This window comes from Thermoanaerobacter siderophilus SR4 (genome assembly GCF_000262445.1).
Classification (GTDB): Bacteria; Bacillota; Thermoanaerobacteria; order Thermoanaerobacterales; family Thermoanaerobacteraceae; genus Thermoanaerobacter; species Thermoanaerobacter ethanolicus.
This window is the reverse complement of sequence record NZ_CM001486.1, coordinates 227,575-253,033: the sequence shown is the minus strand read 5'-3', so window position 1 is coordinate 253,033 and position 25,459 is coordinate 227,575. Positions and strand designations below refer to the sequence as shown.

Genomic DNA, 25,459 nt, shown 5'->3' with positions numbered 1-25,459 from the left:
TATAGAAAAGCACTGTTATTAATAAAATAAATTTGTCATGTTAATATATTAGCAATAAGCGTGCCAAATTTATATACTATATTAATTTAACTTTTATTTATTAAACTTGCTAAGATTTAATAGTGAAAAAGAAGAGTGATATATGAATCATTTATGGTTCATATATCACTCTTCTTAGCTAAAACACTTTAGTCTAGACGTTTTTGCTGTGATTTATTAATGATTCAGTTGAAGCATTTTTGGTTCAACTCCCTAATTTTTCTCGTATCTTCTTATATTTTCTTACAATCGACGTTTGGCTGATCTTTAAAGCTTTTGCAGCTTCCCTCGTGGAGTGGCAATGTTCCATCGCAAGTTTGATCAACTTTGTTTCAGCTTCATCAATTAATTCTTTTAGTGGTACAATGTCTCTAAGTATAATCTGAAATTTATCATTGTTTAAACTATTTATAAGTTCATTGGGGAGATCTTTTTCAGTGATTACATCATTCTCAGTCATGACGACTAATCTTTCAATCACATTTTTTAATTCTCTCACATTACCTGGCCAATTATATGCTTCAAGATATTTAAATGTATTTATAGACAAATCTTTGCGGGAATTATATTTTTTATTGAAATACTGAAGATAGTGAGTTGCAAGTGGTATTATATCTTTTTTTCTTTCTCGAAGAGGCGGCAAAATTATAGGAACGGTATTTACTCTAAAATATAGATCTTTCCTAAACAGTCCTTTATCTACCAATTCTTTTAAATTCTTATTAGTCGAGGCAATTAATCTAAAATTGATTTTTTTTGATTTTTCGGAACCCAACCTTCTTATTTCAAACGTTTCAATGACTCTTAAAAGTTTTCCTTGTAAGCCGATCGGAAGTGAATTAAGTTCATCTAAAAAAAGTGTTCCCCCATCAGCTAGTTCTATTAACCCCATTTTTCCTCTTTTTCTTGCACCAGTGAAAGCACCTTCTTCATAGCCGAATAATTCAGCATCCAGCAATGACTCAGGTATCCCAGCACAATTTATGGAAATAAAAGGAGCTTTATTACGAGGACTCATTTCATGAATAAATCTTGCAATTACTTCTTTCCCTGTTCCAGATTCTCCTTCCAATAAAACATTAGAATCTACTTGTGCTACGCGATATGCTAATTGCATTATTTTTCTCATTTCTTCACTCTCAGCAATTACTTTCCCTGAATAGCCCCTTTCTTTCATTAACTCTAAATAGTATTGTTCTGAAAGAGACTGAATTTTCTTGCATTCGTTTTCAAGGTAGATTAAATCTGTCATGTCTCTAACATTTGCCACAATGTATTTTATTTTTCCCTTCTCATCTAATATAGGTGTAGCTGTTACCATAATTTCTTTTATGGTTTTACCTTTTAAAGTTTGATTTATTGTAATACGCTCTTTTTTTTCTATAACCATTTCTACTATTGATTTATTAATTATTCCTGTTTTGGCCAAATCTTGGGCATGAGTTCCAATCACATCTTCTTTCTTATAACCAGTCATTTCCAGTAATCTGTTGTTTATATTCAAAAATCGTCCTTCTCCGTCAGTAATATAAATCCCATCATAGCTTGATTCCAGTATTGCGTTAAGTTGTTCTTTTATAAATTCTAATTCATTGTCATTATTAGTCATAAAATAGTACCTCCTAGGAAACTATTTTCATTCCCTTATGCAGGGGTTTTTCTGGCTTATCATACTACCTGTTTTTATCAATACATCTTCTTTTTATTTTTATTATATCACAGCAAAAACTTTTCGTTAAAAGCATTAAAATCGAAGGGAATGAAATGAATCTAAGATTTGCAATATCTGACTACCTTAATGAACAAAATAATAAATCGGCATTATATGATGTGTCTGCTTTTGAAGAGATGTTTAAAGATATTAGTCTTGAAAAAATAAAAAATATCATAATTGATGCTCAAAAAGATATGGATTATAAACTTTCAGATATTGCATTTTATAACTTACTAATTCATATAGCAATTGCAATTAAGAGAATAAAGCAAAATAAAACAATAAACGTTTCCAACGAAGCTTTTAAAAATATGAAAGATAAAAAAGAATATAAGATTGCACAAGGAATAGTTAAAGCCATAGAAAAGAATTTTGATATAAATATGCCCGTAGGTGGAATTTGTAAATGAGAAAGCTAAGAAATTTTGTGATGTATTCGTTTTGCGTCCAGCGCTACTATTGACTTTTACCTTTATCCCATTTCATTATTTTCTCCCTTTGTGTTATAATTTTCTAAAGGACATTTTTATTAATGTGTTTTGACATCTTGATAACTTCACATATGGAACACGATAAAAGACTTTTGGGGGAGTGATTTTATGGAAAACTTTGTTTTTTCAAGCCCTACAAAAATTATTTTTGGTAAGGGAACAGAACATCAAGTGGGTGAAGAGGTAAAAAAGTATAGCAACAAAGTGCTGTTCTGTTATGGTGGAGGAAGTATAAAAAAGTCTGGCCTATATGATAAAGTTGTAAATTCTTTAAAAGAAGCTGGAGTTGAGTTTATAGAGCTATCAGGTGTAAAGCCTAATCCAAGGCTTAGCCTTGTGCAGGAAGGAATAAAATTATGCCGAGAAAATAATATCGATTTTATTTTAGCTGTTGGCGGAGGAAGCGTTATTGACACTGCAAAGGCTATTGCAATGGGTGTGCCTTATGAGGGAAATGTGTGGGACTTTTTTGCAGGAAAAGCGCAGCTTGAAGAGGCTTTACCTGTAGGTGTCATCTTAACTATCCCTGCAACAGGAAGTGAGGCAAGCGATGCTACAGTTATTACAAATGAAGACGGATGGTTTAAAAAAGGGTTTCATCATGACTTGATAAGGCCTAAGTTTGCAATTATGAATCCAGAGCTTACATATACATTACCCAATTATCAAACGGCCTGTGGTGTTGCAGATATTATGGCCCACGTCATGGAAAGATATTTTACAAATGTCAAAAATGTTGATTTGACTGATAGGCTTTGTGAAGCTACTTTAAAAACTGTTATAAATAATGTGCGTATTGTGCTAAAAGACCCAACAAATTACAATGCAAGGGCAGAAATTATGTGGGCGGGTACCATCGCACACAATGATTTATTAAGCACAGGAAGGATAGGAGATTGGGCTTCCCATAGAATTGAACATGAACTAAGCGCTATTTACGATATTGCTCATGGAGCAGGACTTGCAATTATCTTTCCAGCCTGGATGAAATATGTATACAAGCATGATATAAATCGCTTTGTACAATTTGCTGTAAGAGTATGGGATGTGGACCTACCTTATGAAAACCTCGAAGACATAGCATTAGAGGGTATAAGACGAATGACAGAATTTTTTAAAGAGATTGGTCTTCCTGTTACCCTTAAAGAAGCAGGCATTTCTGATGACAGATTTGAAGAGATGGCCAATAAATGTACAGACAATGGCAACAAAAAACTCGGCAATTTTGTAAAGTTAGGAAAGGAAGATGTCATTAATATCTATAAATTAGCAAAGTAGAATTTCTAAAAGTCAGTCATTATTGGCTGACTTTTTTGCTGTGATTTTATATTTTTTTAATAATTAATTAATAATTTGTTACAAATTGGACATAAAAACTGATATAATTTATGATATAATCTATATTGACAAAATGTGACGTGTGAACCGAGTATTTTTAATATGGGGGATCGATATGGAAAATAATGCAAATTTAAAGCGAAGTGAAAGGAGAAAGCATAAAAGAAAAAATGAAAACAACAGTACCATTAGAAATATATTAAAATTTTTAGGATATGCAATATTGATTTTGATTTTTATAGGAGTTGGGGTAATAGGAGGCAAAGTTTGGGCAATAATTAAAAATACTCCACCGATTTCGCAGGAGGCTTTGACAGCACAAAGCCAATCCTCCATTGTATATGCAAAAGACAGCAATGGTCAGTGGCAAAGAGTAGCAATACTTCATGGGGCTGACAATAGGCTGTGGGTTCCTATAGAAAAAATACCCAAAGATTTGCAAAATGCTTTTGTTGCTATAGAAGACCAAAGGTTTTATAAAAATAATTTAGGGATTGACCCCAAAAGAATCATTGGAGCTCTTATTGCAGATATTAAAGCAGGAGGTAAACCCGTTCAGGGTGCAAGTACTATAACGCAACAGCTTGTAAAAAATACCATGCTTTCCAATGAAAAGACGCTTACCAGAAAAGTACAAGAGGCTGTACTTGCGTGGAGATTAGAGCAAAAGTATACAAAAGAGCAAATACTTGAAGCATACCTTAATACAATATATCTTGGAGGACCTAATGTAAATGCTTATGGAGTCCAGGCGGCAGCTTTGGCTTACTTTGGCAAAGATGTAAGCCAGTTAGACTTAGCCGAATCTGCTATGATTGCTGGTATTACTAATAATCCGTCTGTATATTCACCTTATGCCAATTTAGAAGCTGCTACACAAAGACAACACCTTGTTTTAAAAAAAATGCTCGAACAAGGGTATATTACTAAAGAGCAGTACGATAAAGCAATAGCAGAGAAATTGGTATTTAAAAAGACGAATTTTACCACATATGACCATAAATATTTTATAGACCAAGTCATAAATGATGTAGCAGATGAATTGTCTAAAAAAACTCAATATCTCTCATGACGAAGCAATAAACAAAATATATAATGGCGGACTCAGAATTTATTCGACAATGGATTTGAAAATACAAAGTTATGTTGAAGAGGCTTTCAAAAACCCAGAACTTTTTCCTATGAATTCAAAGATTAAAGACGAAGTTCAGGGTGCAATGGTTGTAATGGATTGGAGAACAGGAGAAGTTAAGGGACTTGTTGGGGGACGTGATACTTCTAATATAGTTAGAGGATTCAATAGGGCAACTCAAGCTTATAGACAACCGGGCTCTTCAATAAAACCTCTTACGGTTTATGGACCGGCTTTAGAAAGCGGGCTCACAGCAGCGACAGTTGTTGATGATGTTCCAACAACTTTTGGCAATTGGACTCCTCACAATTACGAAAGTTCTACTTATAGGGGACTTGTAACGTTGAGAGAAGCTTTGACTCATTCATTAAACATCCCTGCTGTCAAAGTTGTTGATAGGATAGGGGTAGCTACTTCTGCAAATTATGGCAAAAAATTTGGACTTGATATAACCAAGAATGATATGTATTTACCTGCTCTTGCTCTTGGGGGACTTTACAAGGGGGTTACGCCTCTTCAAGAAGCTGCTGCTTATGGAGCAATTGCAAATGGAGGAGTTTATACAACACCTATTACTTTTACTAAAGTCACAGATTCTGAAGGGAATTTGATTTTAGAAAATAAACCGTTAAGACATGTAGTTTTAAGCGAGCAAAATGCTTATATATTAATGAACATGATGCAAGATGTTGTAAAATACGGTACAGGTACTCGTGCGAAGCTTCCTAATATGCCTGTTGCTGGTAAAACTGGAACTACTGATAATTACAGTAATGCATGGTTTTCAGGTTTTACTCCTTATTATGTTGCTACTGTGTGGATGGGCTATGATAATAATTCTATTTCATTATACGATACCAGAACAGGTACTAAGGTAGTAGGTGGCAGTTACCCTGCTCAGTTGTGGAAGACAGTGATGCTTCAGATACACAAAGATTTACCATATAAAGATTTTGTAAAGCCATCAGGAATTATTTCTGCGACAGTATGTCGCGATTCAGGAGAACTTCCTACAGATTTGTGTCACTTAGATCCTCGGGGTGACAGAACCTATACTGAAATTTTTGCACAAGGTACCCAACCCACAACTTATTGTACTGTTCACGTAATGGTTAAAATAAATTCTCAAAATGGTAAACTAGCAACGGATTTAACTCCTCCTGATTTGGTAAAAGAAGCTGTGTTTATAGATCCACCGGGTAGAACACCAGCGCAGAATGCAGTTGCACTAGATGGAAAATATGTGGTTCCAAAAGAATACGACGATATTGTTCCGCCACCACAGAATTCTACTGATGGTAATGCTCCAGGGGATAATACTCAACCACCGCCCGCTAATAACGGTGGTACAGAGCAACCTCCTGGAGGAGAAACGACCAATCCGCCTCCTAACAATGGTAATTCTCAAACTACTCCGCCTAGTAATAACTCTCCTTCCACAACAAATCCAACACCATGAGAAAAAAGCATACTTGAAAGCATAGCTTTCAAGTATGCTTTTTTTATAAAATGTGCTATTATTAACTTAAGGTACAGTTGGAGGGGTTAAATTTGAAAAAGATTGTTTTATTAATGATGGTTTTAGTGTTATTTTTATCAGGGTGTGACAATTTAAAAACCCCAGGGGAAGCTATAAAACCTCCGAAAAATATTGCAAATGCCGCCTTGCAAGACGGCAATGTGCCTTTGTGGACAATTCAAAGTAATGGAGAAAGATTTTTTGATACGACATTTATATCAGAAGATGAAATCGTTACTTTAGTGTATAAAGATGGCAACATATATTTGAGAAGTTATGACAAAGATAAAATGATTGAAGAAAAACTTTTGGGGACAAAAGCAGATTATAGAATATTAAATGCCTCTTTAAATAAATTTGTGGTTAAAAAAGGAGAAACGGAAATAGCACTTTATGATGATAAGTTAACTGAAATTTTAAATTATAATGTGGAGGCTAAAAAGATTGATTATCAAAAGAATGTGTTAGATGCTATGGTGTCTCCTGATGGAGAAGCTGTTGTTATTTCCAATGTATACTATAAGGATAATTATCCAGCTGATGGCGAATTAATATTGTTCAATCAAAATAAAATTGTCAAAAAGATAAATCATGTAATACCGAAACTTGAAAATTTTAGCGATAATAGCGAAAAATTTTTGTTTATTGATTTAAGCAATAGAAATAACAACAATAATTTGATGAAAGAGAAAGAAAATGACGTTCTTTATCTTTCCTCTAGTGATTTGCTACAATATATCATTTATGTGTATAATAGAAATGGGAAAATGATAAAAAGAATAAAGATGCCGCTCAGCCCATCAAAGGTAGAAGGAACTTCTGGCATGACAAAAATTTCGGCTTTATTATCTGCTGATGGCAATACAATTTTATTTTCCAGTTATTTTGACAAAAAACTTTATATAGAAAAATTAAATGGCGACAAAACGGAGATCCCAACGATAGCAGAGAGGTTTTACACTAATAAAGATGCTACTAAGTTTGTTATAGGCAATTATGGAGTTTCTAAAATTTATGATAGTTGTGGAAAGCTTGTAGACTATATTGTAGTAAATTATGGACTTATAAATGATGTGCGTTTTGAAGGGAATAATACTTATTTTGCTATAAATGGCACTACAATTCCTAACGCGAAAACTAAAGATTACATAGGGGTCATGGATGAAAGTGGAAATATGATTTGGACTGCCAAAGTCTATGATACTATAGCAATGCTTAAATTTTCTCCAGATGGCAAAAGAATTATGGCACAGTCTTCTAAATCTATATCAGTATATGACTATCACAATGGGAAAATGGACATTATACCTCGCCCTATAAACGGAAAATATCCTGAGTTTGTCTGGAAAAGGTTATTAAATGAAGACATTGAAGGAGAAAATGCTTTTATATTTACGGATGAATTAGAAAATATTTATATAGCTAAAAATACTAATTTGATAAAGGCTACAAAAAATGGCAATCAGTTTTGGATGGTAGGTACAAGTAAACCTATCAAATTTTTGGATTTATCTCGCAATGGAGAGTTAATTGCTTTAGTCATAGAAGATGAAAAAGGCAGTGAAGTGATAGTTTATGATAAGTCAGGCATGGTGATTTCCCACAAATACATAATAAAAGGGCACGAAGTAACTTCCGTTTCTGTATCTCCTGATGGAGAATATTTTTCCTATGCAGTATCAACGCCTGAAAATGAGGAATATGGCTCTTTTATTGATTTTTTTAATGATAAAGGGTATATGATATGGGAGCAAAAAATTAAATCTACTTTTGTTTATGACTTATCTATAAATAAAGATATAGTAACTGCCTCTTTTGATGATGGTAATTCTTCTGGAATTTTAGCGATGGATTTTAGCGGCAAAGTTTTTTATAATAAAGACATGAAAAGCAATGAACCTTTTATAACAGCTTCAGAGGATGGAAAAGCGTTTTTACTCTTAGGTTTTGACGGTAGTATTGGATTTTATAATAGAGAAAAGGCACTTTTAAGTGAAAACTATACAAAAAAAGGAGTTATACAACAAGCTTTAATGTCTAAAGATGGGAAAGCAGCGGTTCTAATATCTTTCAGCAAAGATTATAAAGAATATTATATTACATTTTTTAACAATTTTAATATGACAAAAACTATAACTTCTAGTTGGAAAGTTAAAAAAGCAGTTATGACACCTGATGGAAATTATATAGTAATTTTATCTCAAGAATATGACAATACCATAAACAATGCTAATAAAATAACTATGTACGACAAACAAGGAAATACTTTATATAGTTATTATCATAAAAGCGGTATTTATGATATTGCTATTACGGAGGATGGTTCGAACTTGTACATATATTCCGCAGATGGTTACGTATATAAGTATCGCAATAAATAGTTTTACTGAGAGGGGGCTTTTAATTTGAAGAGCATTGACTATTTAAAGGAATTGACTAAGTTTGAACACAGGGGCTCTGCGACAAAAAATGAAAGGCAAGCCGCGGAGTATATTTTGCAGGAATTGAAGAGGATGGGGTATAAAGCTGAGAAACGGACTTTTAAAACTACAAGAGACAATCTATATATGCTTCCTTTACAAGTGGGTGTTTTGCTGTTTATTTGCGGCTTTTTCTCATTGATGTACGGCGGACCTTTAGAAATAGCAGCATTTTTACTCAGTTTATTTGCGATAAGTCTTTTGTTATTAGAAGTAAGTGGTAAGCCAGTTGAAACAAGTATAATGCCTAGGCATTTATCCCAAAATGTTTTTACAAGTTTTGATGAAAGCCGCAGTAAAAGAATAATTGTATCAGCTCATTATGACACGCAAAAAGGCAGCATAATGTTTCATCCTAAAATTGTCGACAAACTAAGTGCAATTTACAACATTTCATATATAGGATTTGGACTTATTCCAATTGGAATTTTGTTTAATATTTTCAATTTAGTTATAGCTTCTGCAATATTGCGTATTGGACTTATTATTGTTTTTGCAAATATAATTTTTATGGCTATATGTGAAGTAACGGGTAGGTATACACAAGGGGCAAATGACAATGGCACAGGGGTAGCTTTAACTTTAGCATTGGCAAATTACTATATAAACCATAAAGACAAGTTTCCTGATAATGTTGACATGGTATTTTTATTTACTGGCAGTGAAGAGACAGGGGAAAGAGGAATGAAAAATTTCATAAGGGAATACCGTAAAAAACTTTCTAAAGAGACCAAATTCATCATACTTGATAATCTTGGAACTGGTAAAGTTACATACCTTGAGGGGGAAGGAATGATATTTTATAAAAGAGCCGGGAAAATGTTACTTGATATAGCAGAGGAGATGGCAAAAGGTCGTGACGGAAAAGTTCAAAAAATGAAAAATTTGCTCCTTCCTACAGATGCTCTTCCAGCAATGGCTGCTGGATTTGATGCAATAGCGTTTCTTGCAAAAGATGAAAAAGGAAGACTAGGTAACTACCACTGGCATACGGATACTATAGAAAACGTCGATACCCAACTTTTAAGTTATGAAGAAGAGTTTTTTAAAGAGTATTTAGTTAAAGTAGCAGAAAGATTAAATTGACAAAAAATTAACTTGACTATATTTGAAAAATCGAATATAATTTATATGAAAGGGTGAAAAGAAGTGGAAGCTGACGTATATAATAAAGCTGCCGAATACTTTAAAGCATTATCACATCCTACAAGAATAAAAATAATAGAGCTTTTAAGCAAAAAAGAAATGTGCGTATGTCAAATGATGGCAGCACTAAATTTAGACCAATCCCATGTATCAAGGCATTTAATGGTGTTAAGAGCAAATAAAATGGTAAAAACTAGAAGAGAAGGTACTATAATTTTTTATTCTTTAACAGATGAAAATATCATAAACATTATCGAGAAAGTGAAAAATATCTTTCTTGTTACAAAATAAATTTTTTATTTTTATATTCGAATATTCGAATATAAAAATATATAAGGAAGTTAATATAAATGATAATTGCTTTTTTAAATGCTGGAGAGGAGGTGAAATATGTGGCAAAGAATTGGTATCCTATAATAGATAAGGATAAATGCATTCAGTGCTATCAATGTGTGAACTTTTGTCCACACGACGTTTATACCATCGGTGACGATGGGTATCCGGATGTTGTAAATCCAGACAACTGCGTGGAATTTTGCCGTGGATGCTCAAAAGTTTGTGATAATGAAGCTATAACATATTTTGGAGATAGGAGGTAATTTTTATGAGTAAAAAAGGATTACTTTTATGTGTTTGCCAAGGCACATGTCCATCATTTCAAGAGATGGATACATTTGAAGTTTTGAACACTTTAAGAAGAGAGGGCATTTTTGAATGGGTAGGATTACATCCTCAACTTTGTGCAGATGATGGAGACAGGTATTTAAGGGAATTATTAAGAGGAGCGCAAATAGATGAACTTTATGTCGCTGCCTGTGACCCTACAATGCAAAAGAAAATGTACAGAGATGCTTTTGATGATGTAGGCTTTCCTAGAGATAAGCATATTGGAATCGAAATAAGAAACATGAATACACAGCAGGTTATTGAGGAATTAAAGAAAGCTGTACACTTAACGGGAAATTGTTAGTTCCACCTGTGAAAGTTAAATAAAGTAACTATCTGGCCGTATGGCCAATTTTTTTTAATAAAAATCTTTGCTTTTTAAAAGAGCAATTTTGCTTTTTGTTTTATGACAAAGATATGTTATAATATGTATGCAAGCAATTACTTGCATACATATTGTGAGGTGTTTTAATGGGCGATTCGGTGAAGGAAAAGATAGTTATGTCTACTTTAAAACTAATTTCTGAAAAAGGATATAAGTCTACAACTACAAGAAATATTGCAGAAGAGGCAGGAGTAAATGAAGTTACAATTTTTAGATGTTTTGGAAGCAAAAAAGATATAGTGCTTTATGCATTAAAAGAGCTGGAATTATTAAAGCCTGTAAATGAAAGAATATTAGACAAATGTACATGGGATTTAAAAGAAGACCTATTCATGTTGGCTCATGAATATCATAAAAATTTTACAGAAGAAAAAGCGAAAATCATGATAGGTTTGAGAAGTCCAGAGATTTTTGAAGAGGTAAAAGAATATCTGATCAGGATTCCAAAAGGCTTTAAAGAAGTTTTGATAAAGTATTTTGAAAAAATGTATGAGAAGGGATTATTAAATACTGATGATTTTGAACTTTTAGCCTTTGCTTTTATATCATTGAATTTCGGTTTTGTTTTAATGAATGCCTCCTATGGTAACAAGCTAATTGGCTTTAGCGATAGAGAATTTGTTAAAAAAAGCATAGAAATTTTTGTAAAAGCAATAGAAAAAAGTGATTGAAGTAGTGTAAAATATGATATATGATGTACTTGGAGGAGAGGAGAGGAAATAATGAAAATAGGTATTCCAAAAGCTTTAATGTATTATTTCTATTATCCATTCTGGAAAACTCTTTTCGAAAGCCTTGGTTTTGAAGTGGTCACCTCTGACGATACTTCAAAAAGTATTTTAGACATAGGGGTAAAAGAAGCAGTTGCGGAAATATGTGTACCTATGAAGGTATATACAGGACATGTTTTAAATTTGCTGGATAAGAGTGTCGATTACATATATATTCCTAGGTTTGTAAGCTTAAGGAAAGGTATATTTATGTGCCCTAAATTTATGGGGTTGCCTGACATGATAAAAGGCCTTTTTGATGGCATTGAGAATAAAATTTTGACTCATAACATAGTGTCAAAAAGTACTGACATATCAGAGTTTCACAATTATACAGTTTTTATCGATAAATTGGGTGTGAGTAGAAAAGATTTAAAAAATGCTTTAAAGAAAGCCCGAGACAAATGGCTTGAGTTTAGAGCTTTGAATAGGCAAGGATATGATATAAATGAGCTTTTGACGAGTGATAAACCAAAAAAATATGATGGCGATATTACAATAGGTCTAATTGGTTATGTATATAATGTTTATGATAGATTTGTCAATATGGACTTGCTTAATGTTTTTCGCAAGCTCAACATAAAAGTTGTGACTTTTGATATGATGGAAGAAAGGATAATACAACGTCAATTGAAAAAATTTAAAAAAATATGTTTTGGGAATTTACTAATATGCTCTTAGGTACAGCTTATGAGTTTATGGAAAGAGATGACATTGATGGTATTATTCATATTACTGCCTTTGGATGCGGTCCTGATTCAATTCTTGAGCCTTTTTTAACTATAGATTCTGAAAAACACAAAAAACCTTTTATGACTTTAAGAATTGATGAGCAAACTGGCGAAAGCCACGTAATTACACGAGTTGAGGCATTTACGGACCTCATAAGGATTAAAAAATATAAAGCTGAAAAATCTGTGGAAGGCGTGATTTAAGTGAAGATAACATTTCCTTATATGGGTTCTCCTTATATGTATGAAAAACTTTTTACATTATTAGGGCATGAAGTGATAACTCCCCCGAAGCCTTCACAAAAAACTGTAGATTATGGGGTAAAATATAGTCCTGAATTTGCTTGTTTTCCTTTAAAGGTTATTTTAGGAACTTATCTTGAGGCTTTAGAATTAGGAGCGGATACTATAGTGACTTCTGGTGGGAATGGCCCCTGCAGGGCTGGGTATTATGGAGAGGCTCAGAAAAAAATACTTAAAAACATGGGTTACGATGTAGAATTTATAATATTTGATGAGCCGAAAAGAGATTGGAAAACTTTTTTGGAAAATGTAAAAAAGATAAAAGGGAATAATTCATGGCAGCAGGTTATTAAAACTGTAAAAACTGTATATGACATGGCAAAATCGATGGATAAAGTAGAGAAAATCATAGAGACCAAGAGAGCTTATGAGTGTAATAAGGGAGAGTTTACTAAGGCATGGCATGAGATTACAGAAGAGTACAGGAAAATAGAATCTTCTGAAGATGTAAAAAGGGTAGAAAAAAAGGCGATCGAGAGGTTAAATAGTATAAAGATTTGTGAAGTACCGGAAGAAGAAAAATAAAGATTGGAATAGTAGGAGAAATATATGTTGTGATGGAGCCTTCAATAAATGGTAATATAGAAGAAGTTTTAAATGCTTATGGCGCAGAAGTGGAAAGGTCTCATTACATTTCCGAATGGATTGATTTTAATTTAATACCTTTGCCTTCTTACAAAGAGAAAGAACATCAAATATTGAAAAAAGGCGAGAAATACATAGAGATAATAATTGGTGGGCATGCGAAACAGTCTGTAGGCGCAATAATTGATTTTATGGAAAGAGGATTTGATGGAGTCATTCACTTGAAACCTTTTGGATGTTTACCAGAACTTGTTTCTCAAAGTGTGATAGATAAAATAATGAGAGAATATGACTATCCAATTTTGTCACTTTCTGTAGATGAGCAAATGGCTATTGCCAATGTATTAACGAGAATAGAAGCTTTTTTAGATGTAATAAAACTAAAAAAACACAGAAAAAGGATAGCGAGGTAGACAAAAGTGGAGAAAATATATATTGGTGTTGATGTAGGGTCAGTAAGTATAAAGGTTGTAGCAATTGATGAAAATAATGAGGTATTATTCAATTCGTACGTAAGAAATGTTGGGCAACCAATTGATACTGTAAAAGATGAGCTAGCAAAATTACACAATGAATTGCCCGACAAAGAAATAGGCGGGGTTGGCGTAACTGGGAGTGGTAGACAACTTCTTGGGTACATCCTTGGTGCAGATGTAATAAAAAATGAGATAACTGCCCATGCTACTGCTACATTGCAGTTTCATCCAGATGTTAGTACTATTTTTGAAATTGGCGGCCAGGATTCTAAACTTATTATTATAAATGATGGTACGATAACTGACTTTGCTATGAATACGGTTTGTGCTGCTGGTACAGGGTCATTCCTTGACCATCAAGCACAAAGGCTGGGGATAAAGATTGAGGAATTTGGTGAAATTGCATTGACTGCAAAGCGTGATGTGAGAATTGCAGGTAGATGTACAGTTTTTGCTGAATCTGACATGATATCAAAACAACAATACGGCTTTAGTAAAGCTGAAATATTAAAAGGTCTTTCTAAGGCCTTAGTGAGAAATTATATGAACAATCTTGTAAGAGGAAGAAAATTGAAGCCAGTTTTTGTATTCCAAGGCGGTGTTGCGGCAAATATTGCGATAAAAAAAGCGTTTGAAGAAGAAGTGGAACATGAGGTAATTGTGCCAAAGTATTACGATATTATGGGAGCGATAGGTATTGCTATGTTAGCAAAAGATGAAATGAAGCGGACAGGCAATCCTACTAAGTTTAAAGGGTTTGAGGTTTCAGAGGAGAAGTTTGAAACGACGAGTTTTATTTGCAAAGCTTGTCCTAACGAATGTGAAATAATACAAATTAAAGCAAACGGCAAAGTAATAGCGATGACAGGAGATAGATGTGGCAGATGGTCAAACTCTGTTATATAAGCATAAGGAGGCTTAGATATGGCCCATCATCATGATCATGGTGAGATAAGCAAAAAGAACTTAGTTATTGCGATGATACTAAATTTTGTGATAACAATAGGCGAAATAATAGGAGGTATATTGTCAGGCAGTTTATCTCTTATATCAGATGCACTTCACAATTTTAGTGATGGAATCTCAATAAGTGTAAGTTACATTGCAATAAAAATATCTAAAAAAGAGAACAATGAAAAAATGACATTTGGCTATAAAAGGGCAGAGATACTTGCGGCGCTGTTTAATTCGGTGGTTTTGGTAGTTATATCTTTATATCTTTTTAAAGAAGCATATGTAAAATTTTTTAAACCGGAACCGATCGATGGCGTTTTAATGATAGTAGTTGCTATTATAGGACTTGTGGCAAATACGTTATCAATGTTTTTACTGAGGGAAAATGCTCAAAAAAATTTAAATATAAAATCGACATATATACATCTGCTTTCTGATGCTTTGTCATCGCTTGGGGTAGTTATTGGAGGTATATTTATCTATGCATACAATATTTACTGGATTGATCCGCTGCTAACAGTTTTGATAGGAGCTTATATAATAAAAGAAAGCTTTGAAATAATAGATGAAACGATAGGAATATTGATGCAAAAAACACCTGAAAATATAAATCTTGACATCATAAAAAAGGAAATTGAGAAACTTCCAGACGTAAAAAATATACACCATGTACACGTGTGGCAAACTAACGATAAAGATATACATTTTGAGTGCCATGTCAACACAAAAGATGACATTAAATTAAGCCAAGCGAAGTTACTAATGGATCAGATTGAAACTATTCTTGATGAAACTTTTGGCATACATCATGTTACTTTGCAGATGGAATATGAATGTTGCGAGAATGTTGGGCTGATAAATAGAAAGGGTTAGTAGTACAAAAAAGTCTCTAGCTTAGTTCGCCAAACAAGGGGAGAATAAAACCTTCTCCCCTTGTTTTTATTATTGTTCTTTCGCTTTTTTAAAGTAATTTTCAAGTAATGCAATTACTATAATTCCTAGCGTACCTCCTATGAGTGCTGTTATAAGCTGAGGTGTTGTAAAAGCTTGTACAATTTTTAATGGAACTTTTACATTGAACAGCTGCATTATATATTTTACTGATAGAGCCAGCCATATAAACTTAACTACAGCACCTACTATCATTCCTATTACTTTGTTTTTTTGCGTTGAAAAAAGTATTACATATACTCCATTGCCCATCATTATGAAAGGAATCATTAAAGGAAATCCCATTATGCCTACCAAAAATGCAATTACCGGTGTTAAAAGTCCTATTATAATTCCTGACCACATTCCTACAGTTCCAGCAGCGATTAAAAGCATTGCATTAACGATAGAACCTGTTATAAGTTGGGGCATTTTTAAGAACTGAAATATTAAAGTGATGGCGAGCAAAATAGCAGTTCTTGTTATGAATTTTGTATCCACACGAATCGCCTCCTTTCATTTTTTATCAGGAAATATTCGCATTATAATATCGAACTAAGAATAGCACATAAAATAATTACCTCATATTGTTAATTATATTTTATTACTTTAGCAAAAGAATGTCAAATAAATATCAAAGTTGCAAAGAAATTTTTGGCTTTGTTGACTTTCGCACAAAGAAAGGATACAATTTAAATATAAATGTAACAGTTGTTACAATAATGAGGTGATTTATGTGAATGAAATAGAATTTAAAGAGGTAAGTTACAATAGTTTTGGAAAAGAGATATTAAAAAACACTTCTGTAAAATTTGAAGGTGGAGCAATACATACTATTGTGGGCCCTTCTGGAGCTGGAAAATCCACGTTGATTAAACTGATAAACCGATTGATAGATCCAACCCATGGCAGTATTTTAATAGACGATGTGGATATTAAAACAATAGATGTGATAGACTTAAGAAGGAGAGTTGGAATGGTTTTTCAGCAGCCTCATCTTTTTGAAGGAACAGTAAAAGAGAATATTGAGTATGGTCCAATGCTTAAAGGCGAAAAAAATGTAAACGTGGAGTATTATTTGAGCATTGTAGGATTGAATAATGAGTATGCTACAAGAGATGTGAAAAATTTATCAGGAGGGGAACAGCAAAGAGTTTCTATAGCGAGAACTCTTGCAAATAATCCTGAAGCTCTTTTACTTGATGAACCTACTTCAGCTCTTGACCCTACTTCTACAGAAATAGTAGAGAAATTAATATTTAACCTAAAAGAAAAAATGAATTTGACGATTATTTGGATAACTCACAACATGGAACAGGCTAAGCGCATTGGAGATTACACAGCACTGCTTAACAAAGGGCAATTAATAGAATATGCTAAAACTTATGATTTTTTTACAAATCCCCAAAATGAAATTACAAAATTGTTTATACAAGGCAAGTTAAAGGAGGAAGTTAAATGAGTGTATTGTCTTTGACATTGGCGTCAAGTCTTGTGCTAATATCAATTTTTGTTTCTTATTACCAAAAACTGGGGATTGAAAAGGAAATAGTTATAGGTACTATAAGAGCGGTTGTGCAGCTTACAATAGTGGGATACATTTTACACTACATATTTGCTGCAAATAATGCTTTATTTACCTTGGCAATGGTGACTTTAATGATAGTAGTTGCTGGAAATAATGCTTCAAAGAGAGGGAAGGGAATACCGAATGTTTTTATTTTATCACTTTTTCAATTGCCTTAAGTGCCGCGATTACAATTTCTCTGCTTATTTTATTTGGGAATATACATTTTAGACCCCAGGAAGTTATACCTGTGTCAGGAATGATAATAGGTAATGCAATGGTGGCATCGGGGCTTGCTGTTTCAAGGCTAAAAGACGAAATAAAAAATAAGTCAGAGGAAATAGAGGCGTATTTGTCACTTGGTGCAACTTCAAGGCAAGCAGCTCAAAAAGTGATAAAGACAGCGATAAAGACAGGGATGATTCCAACAGTTGACAGCATGAAAACTCTAGGCATCGTCCAGCTTCCAGGAATGATGACAGGGCTAATATTGGGTGGAGTAGACCCTATTGATGCAGTTAAGTACCAGATAATGGTTACTTTTATGTTGGCTTCTACAGTAGCGATTTCATGTTTTAGTGTTACTTTTCTCACCTATAGAAACTTTTTTACAAAACATCATCAATTAGTGATTGATTTACAATAATATTGTTTAAAATGATATTGCATTTATTCCTATTTTGTAATAAAATAATGTACAAATCAATTTTTTAAATGCGATGAAGTGGAGCAGTAGGCATTGTAAGCTTTAAGAGAGCCGTTGGTGGGTGCAAAACGGTAGCCTAAGATGCCGAAACTCGCCACGGAGCAGGCATACTGAAGTGTAGTAGGTATGCACGGTTACCGCCGTTACAGGTTTGAGTGGGCATTATGCCAAAAAGAGTGGTACCACGGAAGTGTAAGTCTTTCGTCTCTTACGGATGAAAGGCTTTTTTTAATAAAATCGAGTTTGCTAAAAAATCATAGATAGGAGTGGAGGTTTATGGCTTACTCAGTGGATGTTGATAGAAAATGGCAAAAAAGATGGGAAGAGACAAAACTTTACAAGTTTAATCCTGAAAATGTAGATAAAAAGCTTTATTGCCTTGAGATGTTTTCTTATCCTTCGGGTGCAAAGCTTCACGTAGGGCATTGGTACAATTACGGACCTACTGATTCTTGGGCGAGAATGAAAAGAATGCAAGGCTATGAGGTTTTTCATCCAATGGGATTTGATGCCTTTGGACTTCCTGCAGAAAATTACGCGATAAAAACTGGAATACATCCTTATGATTCCACCATGGAAAACATAAGAACGATGGAAAAGCAGCTACGGGAAATGGGGGCAACTTTTGATTGGGACTATGAAGTAATAACTTGCTTGCCGGAGTACTACAAATGGACACAGTGGATTTTCCTTAAGCTTTTTGAGGCAGGCCTTGCCTATAGAAAGAAAGCTCCAGTGAATTGGTGCCCAAGCTGCCAAACTGTTCTTGCAAACGAGCAAGTTATAGACGGAAAATGTGAAAGGTGCGGCACTGAAGTTACAAAGAAAGATTTGACTCAGTGGTTTTTTAAGATAACTGCTTATGCAGAAGAACTCCTTGAAAAACTGGATGAACTTGATTGGCCTGAGAAAACAAAAATAATGCAAAGAAATTGGATTGGAAAATCGGATGGAGCAGAGATAGAATTTAAAGTAGACGGAAAAGACCTGACATTTAAGGTATTTACTACAAGAGCTGACACGTTGTACGGAGCGACGTATGTAGTCATCGCGCCAGAACACGAAATTGTAGATTTAATTACTACAGAAGAATATAAACAAGCTGTTGAAGAGTATAAAGAATACGCGAGAAAACAAAGTGAAATTGAAAGGTTGTCTACTGAAAAAGAAAAGACAGGGGTATTTACAGGGGCCTATGCTATACACCCTCTGACGGGAGAAAAACTTCCTATTTGGATAGCAGACTACGTCCTTGCAACATATGGAACAGGATGTGTCATGGCTGTTCCTGCCCATGATGAAAGAGATTATGAATTTGCAACAAAATACAAGCTTCCTATAAAAAGAGTGATAAAAGGAATTGGAGATATAGACGACAGTCTACCCTTTGTTGAGTATGGAATGCTTATAGACAGTGGAGAATTTACAGGTTTGAAATCAGAAGAAGCGAGGATAAAAATTGTAGAAAAATTAAAGCAAGAAGGTAGAGCAGAGTTTAAAGTAAATTACAGATTGAGGGATTGGCTTGTTTCAAGGCAGAGATACTGGGGTGCTCCAATACCTGTCATTCACTGTGAACGCTGTGGCATAGTCCCTGTCCCAGAAGAAGATTTACCAGTATTACTCCCTTATGATGTGGAATTTGCTCCAACAGGGGAGTCTCCACTTAAAAAGCATGAAGGCTTTATGAACGTTACTTGTCCAAAATGTGGAGGCAAAGCGTTAAGAGACCCCGATACTCTTGACACTTTTGTAGATTCTTCCTGGTACTTTTTGAGATATCCCGACAACAAAAACGACAAAGAGCCTTTCAATAAAGAATGGATAAATAAGATGTTGCCTGTTGACAAGTACGTAGGTGGAGCAGAGCATGCGACAATGCATCTTTTGTATGCTAGATTTGTGACAAAAGCTTTAAGAGACTTGGGATATCTTGACTTTGATGAACCTTTTAAATCATTAGTGCATCAAGGCACAATATTGGGACCTGATGGAAGCAGAATGAGTAAATCTAAAGGAAATGTCATTTCGCCTGACGAATACATTAAAGAATACGGTTCTGATGTATTCAGGCTTTACCTTATGTTTGGATTTGCTTATTCTGAAGGTGGGCCGTGGAATGATGATGGTATTAAGGCTATTGCTCGATTTGTCAACAGAGTGGAAAGATTTATAGAGAAGTTTATTGAAATAAGAAATAATTCTGGTAAAACTAAAGATGAAATGGGAGAAGAAGAAAAAGAATTAAACTATATAAGACATTATACTATAAAAAGTGTCACAGAAGATGCGGACAAATTTCAGTTTAATACTGCAATAGCGAGGATAATGGAACTGGTAAATGCCCTTTATAAATACGAAGCAGATGTGGAAGTTAAAAATATCAAATTTTATGAAGAAGTGGTGACAGATTTAATAAGGCTTTTAGCGCCATTTGCTCCTCACTTTTCTGAAGAAATGTGGGAAAAGCTTGGATATGAATATTCTGTCTTCAATCAGAAATGGCCTGAGTGGGATGAAAAAGCTCTACAAAGAGATGTTGTGGAGATAGCTGTCCAAGTAAATGGCAAAGTGAGGGGGAGACTTGAAGTTCCTTCAAAAGCTACTGATGAAGAAGTAGAAAAGCTCGCTCTTTCAGATAAAAATGTAAAAGCATATGTGGATGGAAAAGAGATAAAGAAGGTTATAGTCGTCAAAAACAGGCTTGTAAATATTGTTGTGAAATAATTGAAAGCAGGAGGCATGCTCCTGCTTTTAAATAAATATTTTTAGTGATGGTGAGGGAGTAAATTATGATAGTAGATAGTGATGTTAAAAAGAGCATAAATGGAGTTAAAAGTGCACTACCTATTGTGTTAGGATATTTGCCAATAGGCTTTGCTTATGGACTAGTTGGCGTGAAAAGCGGTTTTACTGTTTCACAAGTGATGGCATTGTCTCTTTTTGTATATGCGGGTTCAGCACAATTTATTGCTATAAGTTTGCTTAGTGCAGGAACAAGTATTGTTACACTGGTATCTACAATATTTATAGTAAATTTGAGGCACTTTTTATATAGTACATCGCTGTCCCAGTACATGAAATACATACCGAGAAAACACATACCAATACTATCTTTTTTTATAACAGATGAGACCTATGCGGTTGCGATTACAGATTTGCAAAATGACTCTAAATACACTGAAGGTTATTTCTACCAACTATTTTTAACCTCCTATACTGCCTGGGTATTTTCTTCATTTTTAGGTGCTGTATCAGCAACTTTGATAGGAGGCTCTATAAACGTAGGGCTTGATTTTGCACTTCCCGCAATGTATATTGCTTTGCTGTTAATGCAAATATCAGGGTATAAAAAAGTTTTTATAAGTATATTTTCGGGTTTGCTGTCTATAACTTTGATGTTTATATTACCAGGAAATACAAATGTCATTGTAGCTGCATTAATAGGTGCAGGAATGGGGGTATTGCTTGACAAATGGGTACGAAATTTATAATAAGTGTTATTGGAATGTTTCTAGTTACATATATTCCACGATTTATGCCTGTTTATGGCTTAACTAAAATAGAACTTCCTCAGGCTGTAAAGTCATTTCTTGAGTATGTGCCTGTGGCAGTTCTTTCAGCTCTTTTATTTCCGGTAATTTTTATTAAAGATGAAAAATTATTTTTAGATTTATCAAATGTATATTTACTTTCAGCAATACCGACATTTATAGCTGCATATTTTACGAGGAAGCTATTTACGCCTGTTGTTGTTGGTATTGTTAGCTATGTGGTTTTATCATATATTATTAAGTAGATTGGTATGCTTTCTGGATAACAATGTTTTTACTGCTTTTTAAAATAAGCAGTTTTTTTATTTGCGTTTTTGTGATATAATATACTTGCAAATGTTTGATAAACAAATAATTGTTTGGGAGTGTATTGATGTGGCATTGACACAGAGGGAAAAAGAGATATTGAGATTTATAAAGAAAAATCCAATGATTTCTCAAGAAGAATTAGCACAGCTTATGGGTATTAGCAGGTCAGCTGTTGCAGGGCACATAGCAAACCTCATGAAAAAGGGCTTTATATTAGGAAGAGGCTATGTGGTGAGGGACTTTAAAGGTATTACTGTAATTGGAGGAGCAAATATAGATATAAAAGGTAAACCCTATTCAGAGCTTAAGCAGCATACTTCAAATCCGGGACACATAAACATAGCACCTGGCGGTGTAGGAAGAAATATTGCTCACAACCTTGCACAGCTTAGCTTACCTGTTACACTTTTGAGCGTTGTGGGTAATGATGATGAAGGAAGAAGGCTTCTTGAGGAGACAAGGCAAGCAGGGGTAAATGTTGAACAGATTGTAATTTCAAATACAAGGCGTACAGGTATATATCTTGCCATTCTTAATGCAATTGGTGATATGGATGTGGCTCTTTCGGGAATGGACATTTTAGAAGAGTTAAATATACAATATCTTGAGTCCAAGATGGAAGTTATAAAAAATAGTGAGATTGTAGTTTTTGATACAAATATTCCCAAAGACAGCATCAAATATATTGTGGAGCTTTGCTACAATAATAATATTCCTGTAGTGGCAGAGCCCGTTTCCATCGACAAAGCAAAAAAATTAATAGGTGTACTTGACAAAATCGATTATGTAACTCCAAATAAAGAAGAACTTGAATCGATATCTGGAGTTAAAATAGCAAATGATGAGGATATGAAAAAAGCAGTTAAATATTTAAGACAAAAAGGTGTCAAAAATGTCATAGTAACTTTAGGAGAAAGAGGGGTATATATTTCTTCAGAAGAAGTTGAAAAATTTATAGAACCATATCAAGCCGAAATTGTTGATGCTACAGGTGCAGGAGATGCTTTGACGGCTGGCTTGGTCTATGGTATTTTTAATGGCTATACTCTGGATGTATCGGCAAAACTTGGTCTTGCTGCGGCATCTCTTACAATATCCTCACCTTATACAGTAAATCCATTTTTAAATGAAAATCAATTAAAAAATATAGTAAAGGAGATTGTAAAATGAATAAGTTTATTGATTTGTCAAAAGAAGTTAAAGAAGCAATGGAAGAAAGGAAGCCTGTTGTTGCACTTGAATCTACTATAATATCTCACGGAATGCCTTATCCGGAAAATATTGAGACGGCTAAAACTTTGGAGAATATTGTAAGAGAACATGGAGCTATACCTGCTACAATTGCCATTATAAATGGAAGAATAAAAATTGGTTTAAGCGAAGAAGAACTCGAATTTATGGGAACTTCAAAAGAAATATTAAAAGCTAGCAGAAGGGATTTACCCGTAGTTTTAGCAAAAGGACTTAGTGCAGCGACTACAGTTTCCGCAACAATGATTTGTGCAAATCTTGCAGGCATAAAAGTGTTTGTTACAGGAGGTATAGGAGGTGTCCACAGAGGAGCTGAACAGACTTTTGATATATCAGCTGATTTACAAGAACTTGCAAATACAGACGTAGCAGTTGTATGCGCAGGTGCAAAGGCAATACTTGACCTCCCACGTACTCTTGAATACCTTGAAACCTTTGGGGTTCCTGTGGTAGGGTTTAAAACTTGGGAATTTCCAGCTTTTTATACAAGGGAAAGCGGACTTAAAGTTGATTATAAAGTGGAGGACGAAATAGAGGCTGCAAAAATTATAAAGACAAAATGGGATTTAGGCCTCAAAGGTGGAATTTTAATTGCAAATCCTATTCCAGAAGAATATGCCTTGGATAAAGCTTATATAGATAAAGCAATAGAAGATGCTCTTTATGAGGCAGAAAAGCGAAATATAAAAGGTAAAGAAATAACGCCTTTTTTGTTGGATAAAATAAAAGATTTGACACAAGGTAAAAGCTTAAAAGCTAATATTGAACTTGTCAAAAACAATGCCCATGTAGGTGCGAAAATTGCCATTGAATTAAATAAATTGTATAAAGAGGCGTAGTCTACTCTTTCAAACTGTAGACAAACTTTCGTAAGGGAGAGATTTTGCATAAGGAGCGACTTGTTACAAAGCGATAACAAAACTTAGCAAGACCGAGGGTGGAGGCAGGGCCGAAGCCATGGATGGCTGAGGCGGGCACCTTAAGGCATGGATGCCGGTTGTGCCCGGTACCCTGCCGGAGCCTGAAGGTCGAGCTTTTAGTTTTGTCGCTTTGGAACATCGGAGCGACGATGCAAAATATCTCCTTTGAAAATTTTTTTAACTTTATCAACAAACTGAAAGAGGCGTAATCCGCCTCTTTATACTTGCTTTTTGTCGTTGTCATGTACTTCATCTATTATTTCTTCTCTCATGTTCTGTATACTTGTCAGCCTATTTTTGTTTTTCTGCTTAATCCTTTCTATTTCTTCAGGAGAAAGTTCTTCTGCGTGTAATTTTAGGTAATCTTCTGCTTCTCTATAATTTTCTATAGTATCGTGTATCATCTGTTGCAATTTCTCTACATTATCTGAGCGGTCATCCGGCTTTGGAAGTTTTGTGTATTTATCATTTTCCTTTGCCATAACATCACCCCAATTTTAGAATTTCTTATATTTATTTTGTTCATAAAAAATATTTATATGTATTGTAGGAAAAGATGTTGTTAAGTGCAGAAAATTGAAGCTATTATTTTAGCGTAAACCCTCTCTTTTCTTACTATCGTGTGGTATAATAATAACAGTAGCCATGAAAGGAAGGAAATATTATGTCACAAAAATACGACATTACCATTAAAGATATTTTTTCTAATATGGCAGACGACATAACGGCTTATTTTTTAGGTCTTACATATACTAAAACAGATGAACTCAACATAGAATTTACAAAAGTTGAAAAAAGACAAAGTGACATAGTACTTAAATGTACTACGGAAAAGGGAGATATTGCCGTACATTTAGAATTTCAATCAGACAATGACGATAAAATGCCGTACAGGATGCTAAGATATTCACTTGAAATAATGGAAAAGTACAATTTAACATCTTATCAATTGGTAATATATATGGGCAAAAATGATTTAAAGATGGAGAATAAATTAGACTACAACTTAGGAGAAGAAAATATTTTGGACTACAGGTATAAAATAATAGATGTGGGGACAATAAAATTTTTAGACATTACAAAAACAGACTATTACGATGTATATGCTCTTTTGCCTATAATGGACAGAGAAAGAAGAAAAACAGAAGGAGAGAAATATCTTAAAGAGTGCGTAGAAGCAATAAAAAATATACCCATAGATATAAACAAGAAAAAAGACATAACTTTTAAGGCAGAGATATTATCAGGCTTAGTCTACAGCAGGGAAGTTATAGAGAGAGTTTTTACGGAGGTGATGGAAATGTTGCGGATTGAAGAATCTGAAGCATACAAAATGATATTAGAAAAAGGCGCTAAAGAAAAAAGCCTAAGAATTGCAAAAGAATTATTAAAAGAAGGCATGGATATTAATAAGATTGCGAAAATCACAGAACTTTCAATAGAAGAAATTAAAAAACTTATGAACTGAAAGCGCTAAATTGGGGCGCTTTTAT

Annotated in this window: 20 protein-coding genes, 4 pseudogenes and 1 other annotated feature; of the genes and pseudogenes, 21 read left to right on the top strand and 3 right to left on the bottom strand. The window is 34.0% G+C overall.

Going from position 1 to position 25,459, the window contains the following annotated elements:
- Nucleotides 1–244: 244 nt before the first annotated feature.
- Nucleotides 245–1,648, bottom strand: a complete 1,404-nt coding sequence (locus tag THESIDRAFT1_RS01260) for a sigma-54 interaction domain-containing protein (protein ID WP_006569266.1) — start codon at nucleotides 1,646–1,648, stop codon at nucleotides 245–247.
- 155 nt (nucleotides 1,649–1,803) lie between these two features.
- Between THESIDRAFT1_RS01260 and THESIDRAFT1_RS01255 the strand changes: the two genes are divergently transcribed.
- The 13 genes and pseudogenes from THESIDRAFT1_RS01255 (at nucleotide 1,804) to THESIDRAFT1_RS01195 (ending at nucleotide 15,602) form a co-directional block, all read left to right on the top strand.
- Nucleotides 1,804–2,163: a PRD domain-containing protein gene (locus THESIDRAFT1_RS01255; protein ID WP_244262700.1), complete on the top strand. Its 360-nt coding sequence runs from the start codon at nucleotides 1,804–1,806 to the stop codon at nucleotides 2,161–2,163.
- A 189-nt stretch (nucleotides 2,164–2,352) separates the two neighbouring features.
- A complete protein-coding gene (locus THESIDRAFT1_RS01250; protein WP_006569265.1) occupies nucleotides 2,353–3,522 on the top strand; it encodes an iron-containing alcohol dehydrogenase in 1,170 nt (389 codons plus the stop codon).
- A gap of 175 nt (nucleotides 3,523–3,697) precedes the next feature.
- Nucleotides 3,698–6,173 (top strand): annotated as a pseudogene (locus THESIDRAFT1_RS14700) (transglycosylase domain-containing protein).
- 92 nt (nucleotides 6,174–6,265) lie between these two features.
- Nucleotides 6,266–8,614, top strand: coding sequence for a WD40 repeat domain-containing protein (locus THESIDRAFT1_RS01240; RefSeq protein ID WP_006569263.1), 2,349 nt, complete (start codon nucleotides 6,266–6,268; stop codon nucleotides 8,612–8,614).
- 24 nt (nucleotides 8,615–8,638) lie between these two features.
- Nucleotides 8,639–9,799 (top strand): M28 family metallopeptidase, encoded by a 1,161-nt coding sequence (locus tag THESIDRAFT1_RS01235; protein ID WP_006569262.1) that lies wholly within the window; start codon nucleotides 8,639–8,641, stop codon nucleotides 9,797–9,799.
- 63 nt (nucleotides 9,800–9,862) lie between these two features.
- The gene (locus THESIDRAFT1_RS01230) at nucleotides 9,863–10,150 is read left to right on the top strand and encodes an ArsR/SmtB family transcription factor (protein ID WP_006569261.1); all 288 of its coding nucleotides are present in this window, start codon (nucleotides 9,863–9,865) and stop codon (nucleotides 10,148–10,150) included.
- A 59-nt stretch (nucleotides 10,151–10,209) separates the two neighbouring features.
- Entirely contained in the window at nucleotides 10,210–10,458 is a 249-nt protein-coding gene (locus THESIDRAFT1_RS01225; RefSeq protein WP_006569260.1) for a 4Fe-4S dicluster domain-containing protein, read from the top strand.
- Between the two features lie 5 nt (nucleotides 10,459–10,463).
- Nucleotides 10,464–10,829 (top strand): hypothetical protein, encoded by a 366-nt coding sequence (locus THESIDRAFT1_RS01220; RefSeq protein WP_006569259.1) that lies wholly within the window; start codon nucleotides 10,464–10,466, stop codon nucleotides 10,827–10,829.
- A gap of 167 nt (nucleotides 10,830–10,996) precedes the next feature.
- Nucleotides 10,997–11,581 carry a TetR/AcrR family transcriptional regulator gene (locus THESIDRAFT1_RS01215; protein WP_003869910.1) on the top strand — a complete coding sequence of 195 codons (585 nt, stop codon included), beginning with the start codon at nucleotides 10,997–10,999 and terminating at the stop codon, nucleotides 11,579–11,581.
- 51 nt (nucleotides 11,582–11,632) lie between these two features.
- Nucleotides 11,633–12,615, top strand: a pseudogene (locus THESIDRAFT1_RS01210) (acyl-CoA dehydratase activase-related protein).
- A pseudogene (locus THESIDRAFT1_RS01205) lies at nucleotides 12,616–13,712 on the top strand (acyl-CoA dehydratase activase-related protein).
- Nucleotides 13,713–13,718: 6 nt separating this feature from the next.
- Complete coding sequence (locus THESIDRAFT1_RS01200; RefSeq protein WP_006569256.1) at nucleotides 13,719–14,681, top strand: acyl-CoA dehydratase activase; 963 nt, start codon at nucleotides 13,719–13,721, stop codon at nucleotides 14,679–14,681.
- Between the two features lie 18 nt (nucleotides 14,682–14,699).
- The gene (locus tag THESIDRAFT1_RS01195; RefSeq protein ID WP_006569255.1) at nucleotides 14,700–15,602 is read left to right on the top strand and encodes a cation diffusion facilitator family transporter; all 903 of its coding nucleotides are present in this window, start codon (nucleotides 14,700–14,702) and stop codon (nucleotides 15,600–15,602) included.
- A gap of 69 nt (nucleotides 15,603–15,671) precedes the next feature.
- Here THESIDRAFT1_RS01195 and THESIDRAFT1_RS01190 read toward each other — a convergent pair whose 3' ends face one another.
- Nucleotides 15,672–16,160, bottom strand: coding sequence for an ECF transporter S component (locus tag THESIDRAFT1_RS01190; protein ID WP_006569254.1), 489 nt, complete (start codon nucleotides 16,158–16,160; stop codon nucleotides 15,672–15,674).
- Nucleotides 16,161–16,395: 235 nt separating this feature from the next.
- Between THESIDRAFT1_RS01190 and THESIDRAFT1_RS01185 the strand changes: the two genes are divergently transcribed.
- The 7 genes and pseudogenes from THESIDRAFT1_RS01185 to THESIDRAFT1_RS01155 all read left to right on the top strand — a co-directional run bounded on the left by THESIDRAFT1_RS01185 (nucleotide 16,396) and on the right by THESIDRAFT1_RS01155 (nucleotide 23,885).
- On the top strand, nucleotides 16,396–17,121 hold the full coding sequence (locus THESIDRAFT1_RS01185) for an ABC transporter ATP-binding protein (RefSeq protein ID WP_006569253.1): 726 nt from the start codon (nucleotides 16,396–16,398) through the stop codon (nucleotides 17,119–17,121).
- Nucleotides 17,118–17,872, top strand: a pseudogene (locus THESIDRAFT1_RS01180) (ABC transporter permease). Before THESIDRAFT1_RS01185 ends, THESIDRAFT1_RS01180 begins: the two are co-directional and overlap by 4 nt.
- A gap of 64 nt (nucleotides 17,873–17,936) precedes the next feature.
- Nucleotides 17,937–18,144, top strand: a binding site (T-box leader).
- A 64-nt stretch (nucleotides 18,145–18,208) separates the two neighbouring features.
- A complete protein-coding gene (gene leuS, locus THESIDRAFT1_RS01175) occupies nucleotides 18,209–20,659 on the top strand; it encodes a leucine--tRNA ligase (RefSeq protein WP_006569251.1) in 2,451 nt (816 codons plus the stop codon).
- A gap of 65 nt (nucleotides 20,660–20,724) precedes the next feature.
- Nucleotides 20,725–21,426, top strand: a complete 702-nt coding sequence (locus THESIDRAFT1_RS01170) for an AzlC family ABC transporter permease (protein ID WP_006569250.1) — start codon at nucleotides 20,725–20,727, stop codon at nucleotides 21,424–21,426.
- A complete protein-coding gene (locus THESIDRAFT1_RS01165) occupies nucleotides 21,408–21,731 on the top strand; it encodes an AzlD domain-containing protein (RefSeq protein WP_006569249.1) in 324 nt (107 codons plus the stop codon). Before THESIDRAFT1_RS01170 ends, THESIDRAFT1_RS01165 begins: the two co-directional genes overlap by 19 nt.
- 130 nt (nucleotides 21,732–21,861) lie before the next feature.
- On the top strand, nucleotides 21,862–22,965 hold the full coding sequence (locus THESIDRAFT1_RS01160) for a PfkB family carbohydrate kinase (protein WP_003869897.1): 1,104 nt from the start codon (nucleotides 21,862–21,864) through the stop codon (nucleotides 22,963–22,965).
- A complete protein-coding gene (locus THESIDRAFT1_RS01155) occupies nucleotides 22,962–23,885 on the top strand; it encodes a pseudouridine-5'-phosphate glycosidase (protein WP_006569248.1) in 924 nt (307 codons plus the stop codon). The genes THESIDRAFT1_RS01160 and THESIDRAFT1_RS01155 overlap by 4 nt, the downstream gene beginning before the upstream one ends.
- 299 nt (nucleotides 23,886–24,184) lie before the next feature.
- Here THESIDRAFT1_RS01155 and tlp read toward each other — a convergent pair whose 3' ends face one another.
- A complete protein-coding gene (tlp, locus tag THESIDRAFT1_RS01150; protein WP_006569247.1) occupies nucleotides 24,185–24,448 on the bottom strand; it encodes a small acid-soluble spore protein Tlp in 264 nt (87 codons plus the stop codon).
- 182 nt (nucleotides 24,449–24,630) lie between these two features.
- Here tlp and THESIDRAFT1_RS01145 point away from each other — a divergent pair, with 182 nt between their 5' ends.
- Complete coding sequence (locus tag THESIDRAFT1_RS01145; RefSeq protein ID WP_006569246.1) at nucleotides 24,631–25,434, top strand: Rpn family recombination-promoting nuclease/putative transposase; 804 nt, start codon at nucleotides 24,631–24,633, stop codon at nucleotides 25,432–25,434.
- Nucleotides 25,435–25,459 lie beyond the last annotated feature (25 nt).

What these genes read in the sequence shown, in the direction of transcription:
- THESIDRAFT1_RS01260 (WP_006569266.1), bottom strand. Translation starts at nt 1,648, where the DNA reads ATGACTAATAATGACAATGAATTAGAATTTATAAAAGAACAACTTAAC.
- THESIDRAFT1_RS01255 (WP_244262700.1), top strand. Translation starts at nt 1,804, where the DNA reads ATGAATCTAAGATTTGCAATATCTGACTACCTTAATGAACAAAATAAT.
- THESIDRAFT1_RS01250 (WP_006569265.1), top strand. Translation starts at nt 2,353, where the DNA reads ATGGAAAACTTTGTTTTTTCAAGCCCTACAAAAATTATTTTTGGTAAG.
- THESIDRAFT1_RS01225 (WP_006569260.1), top strand. Translation starts at nt 10,210, where the DNA reads ATGATAATTGCTTTTTTAAATGCTGGAGAGGAGGTGAAATATGTGGCA.
- THESIDRAFT1_RS01220 (WP_006569259.1), top strand. Translation starts at nt 10,464, where the DNA reads ATGAGTAAAAAAGGATTACTTTTATGTGTTTGCCAAGGCACATGTCCA.
- THESIDRAFT1_RS01215 (WP_003869910.1), top strand. Translation starts at nt 10,997, where the DNA reads ATGGGCGATTCGGTGAAGGAAAAGATAGTTATGTCTACTTTAAAACTA.
- THESIDRAFT1_RS01195 (WP_006569255.1), top strand. Translation starts at nt 14,700, where the DNA reads ATGGCCCATCATCATGATCATGGTGAGATAAGCAAAAAGAACTTAGTT.
- leuS (WP_006569251.1), top strand. Translation starts at nt 18,209, where the DNA reads ATGGCTTACTCAGTGGATGTTGATAGAAAATGGCAAAAAAGATGGGAA.
- THESIDRAFT1_RS01170 (WP_006569250.1), top strand. Translation starts at nt 20,725, where the DNA reads ATGATAGTAGATAGTGATGTTAAAAAGAGCATAAATGGAGTTAAAAGT.
- THESIDRAFT1_RS01165 (WP_006569249.1), top strand. Translation starts at nt 21,408, where the DNA reads ATGGGTACGAAATTTATAATAAGTGTTATTGGAATGTTTCTAGTTACA.
- THESIDRAFT1_RS01155 (WP_006569248.1), top strand. Translation starts at nt 22,962, where the DNA reads ATGAATAAGTTTATTGATTTGTCAAAAGAAGTTAAAGAAGCAATGGAA.
- tlp (WP_006569247.1), bottom strand. Translation starts at nt 24,448, where the DNA reads ATGGCAAAGGAAAATGATAAATACACAAAACTTCCAAAGCCGGATGAC.
- THESIDRAFT1_RS01145 (WP_006569246.1), top strand. Translation starts at nt 24,631, where the DNA reads ATGTCACAAAAATACGACATTACCATTAAAGATATTTTTTCTAATATG.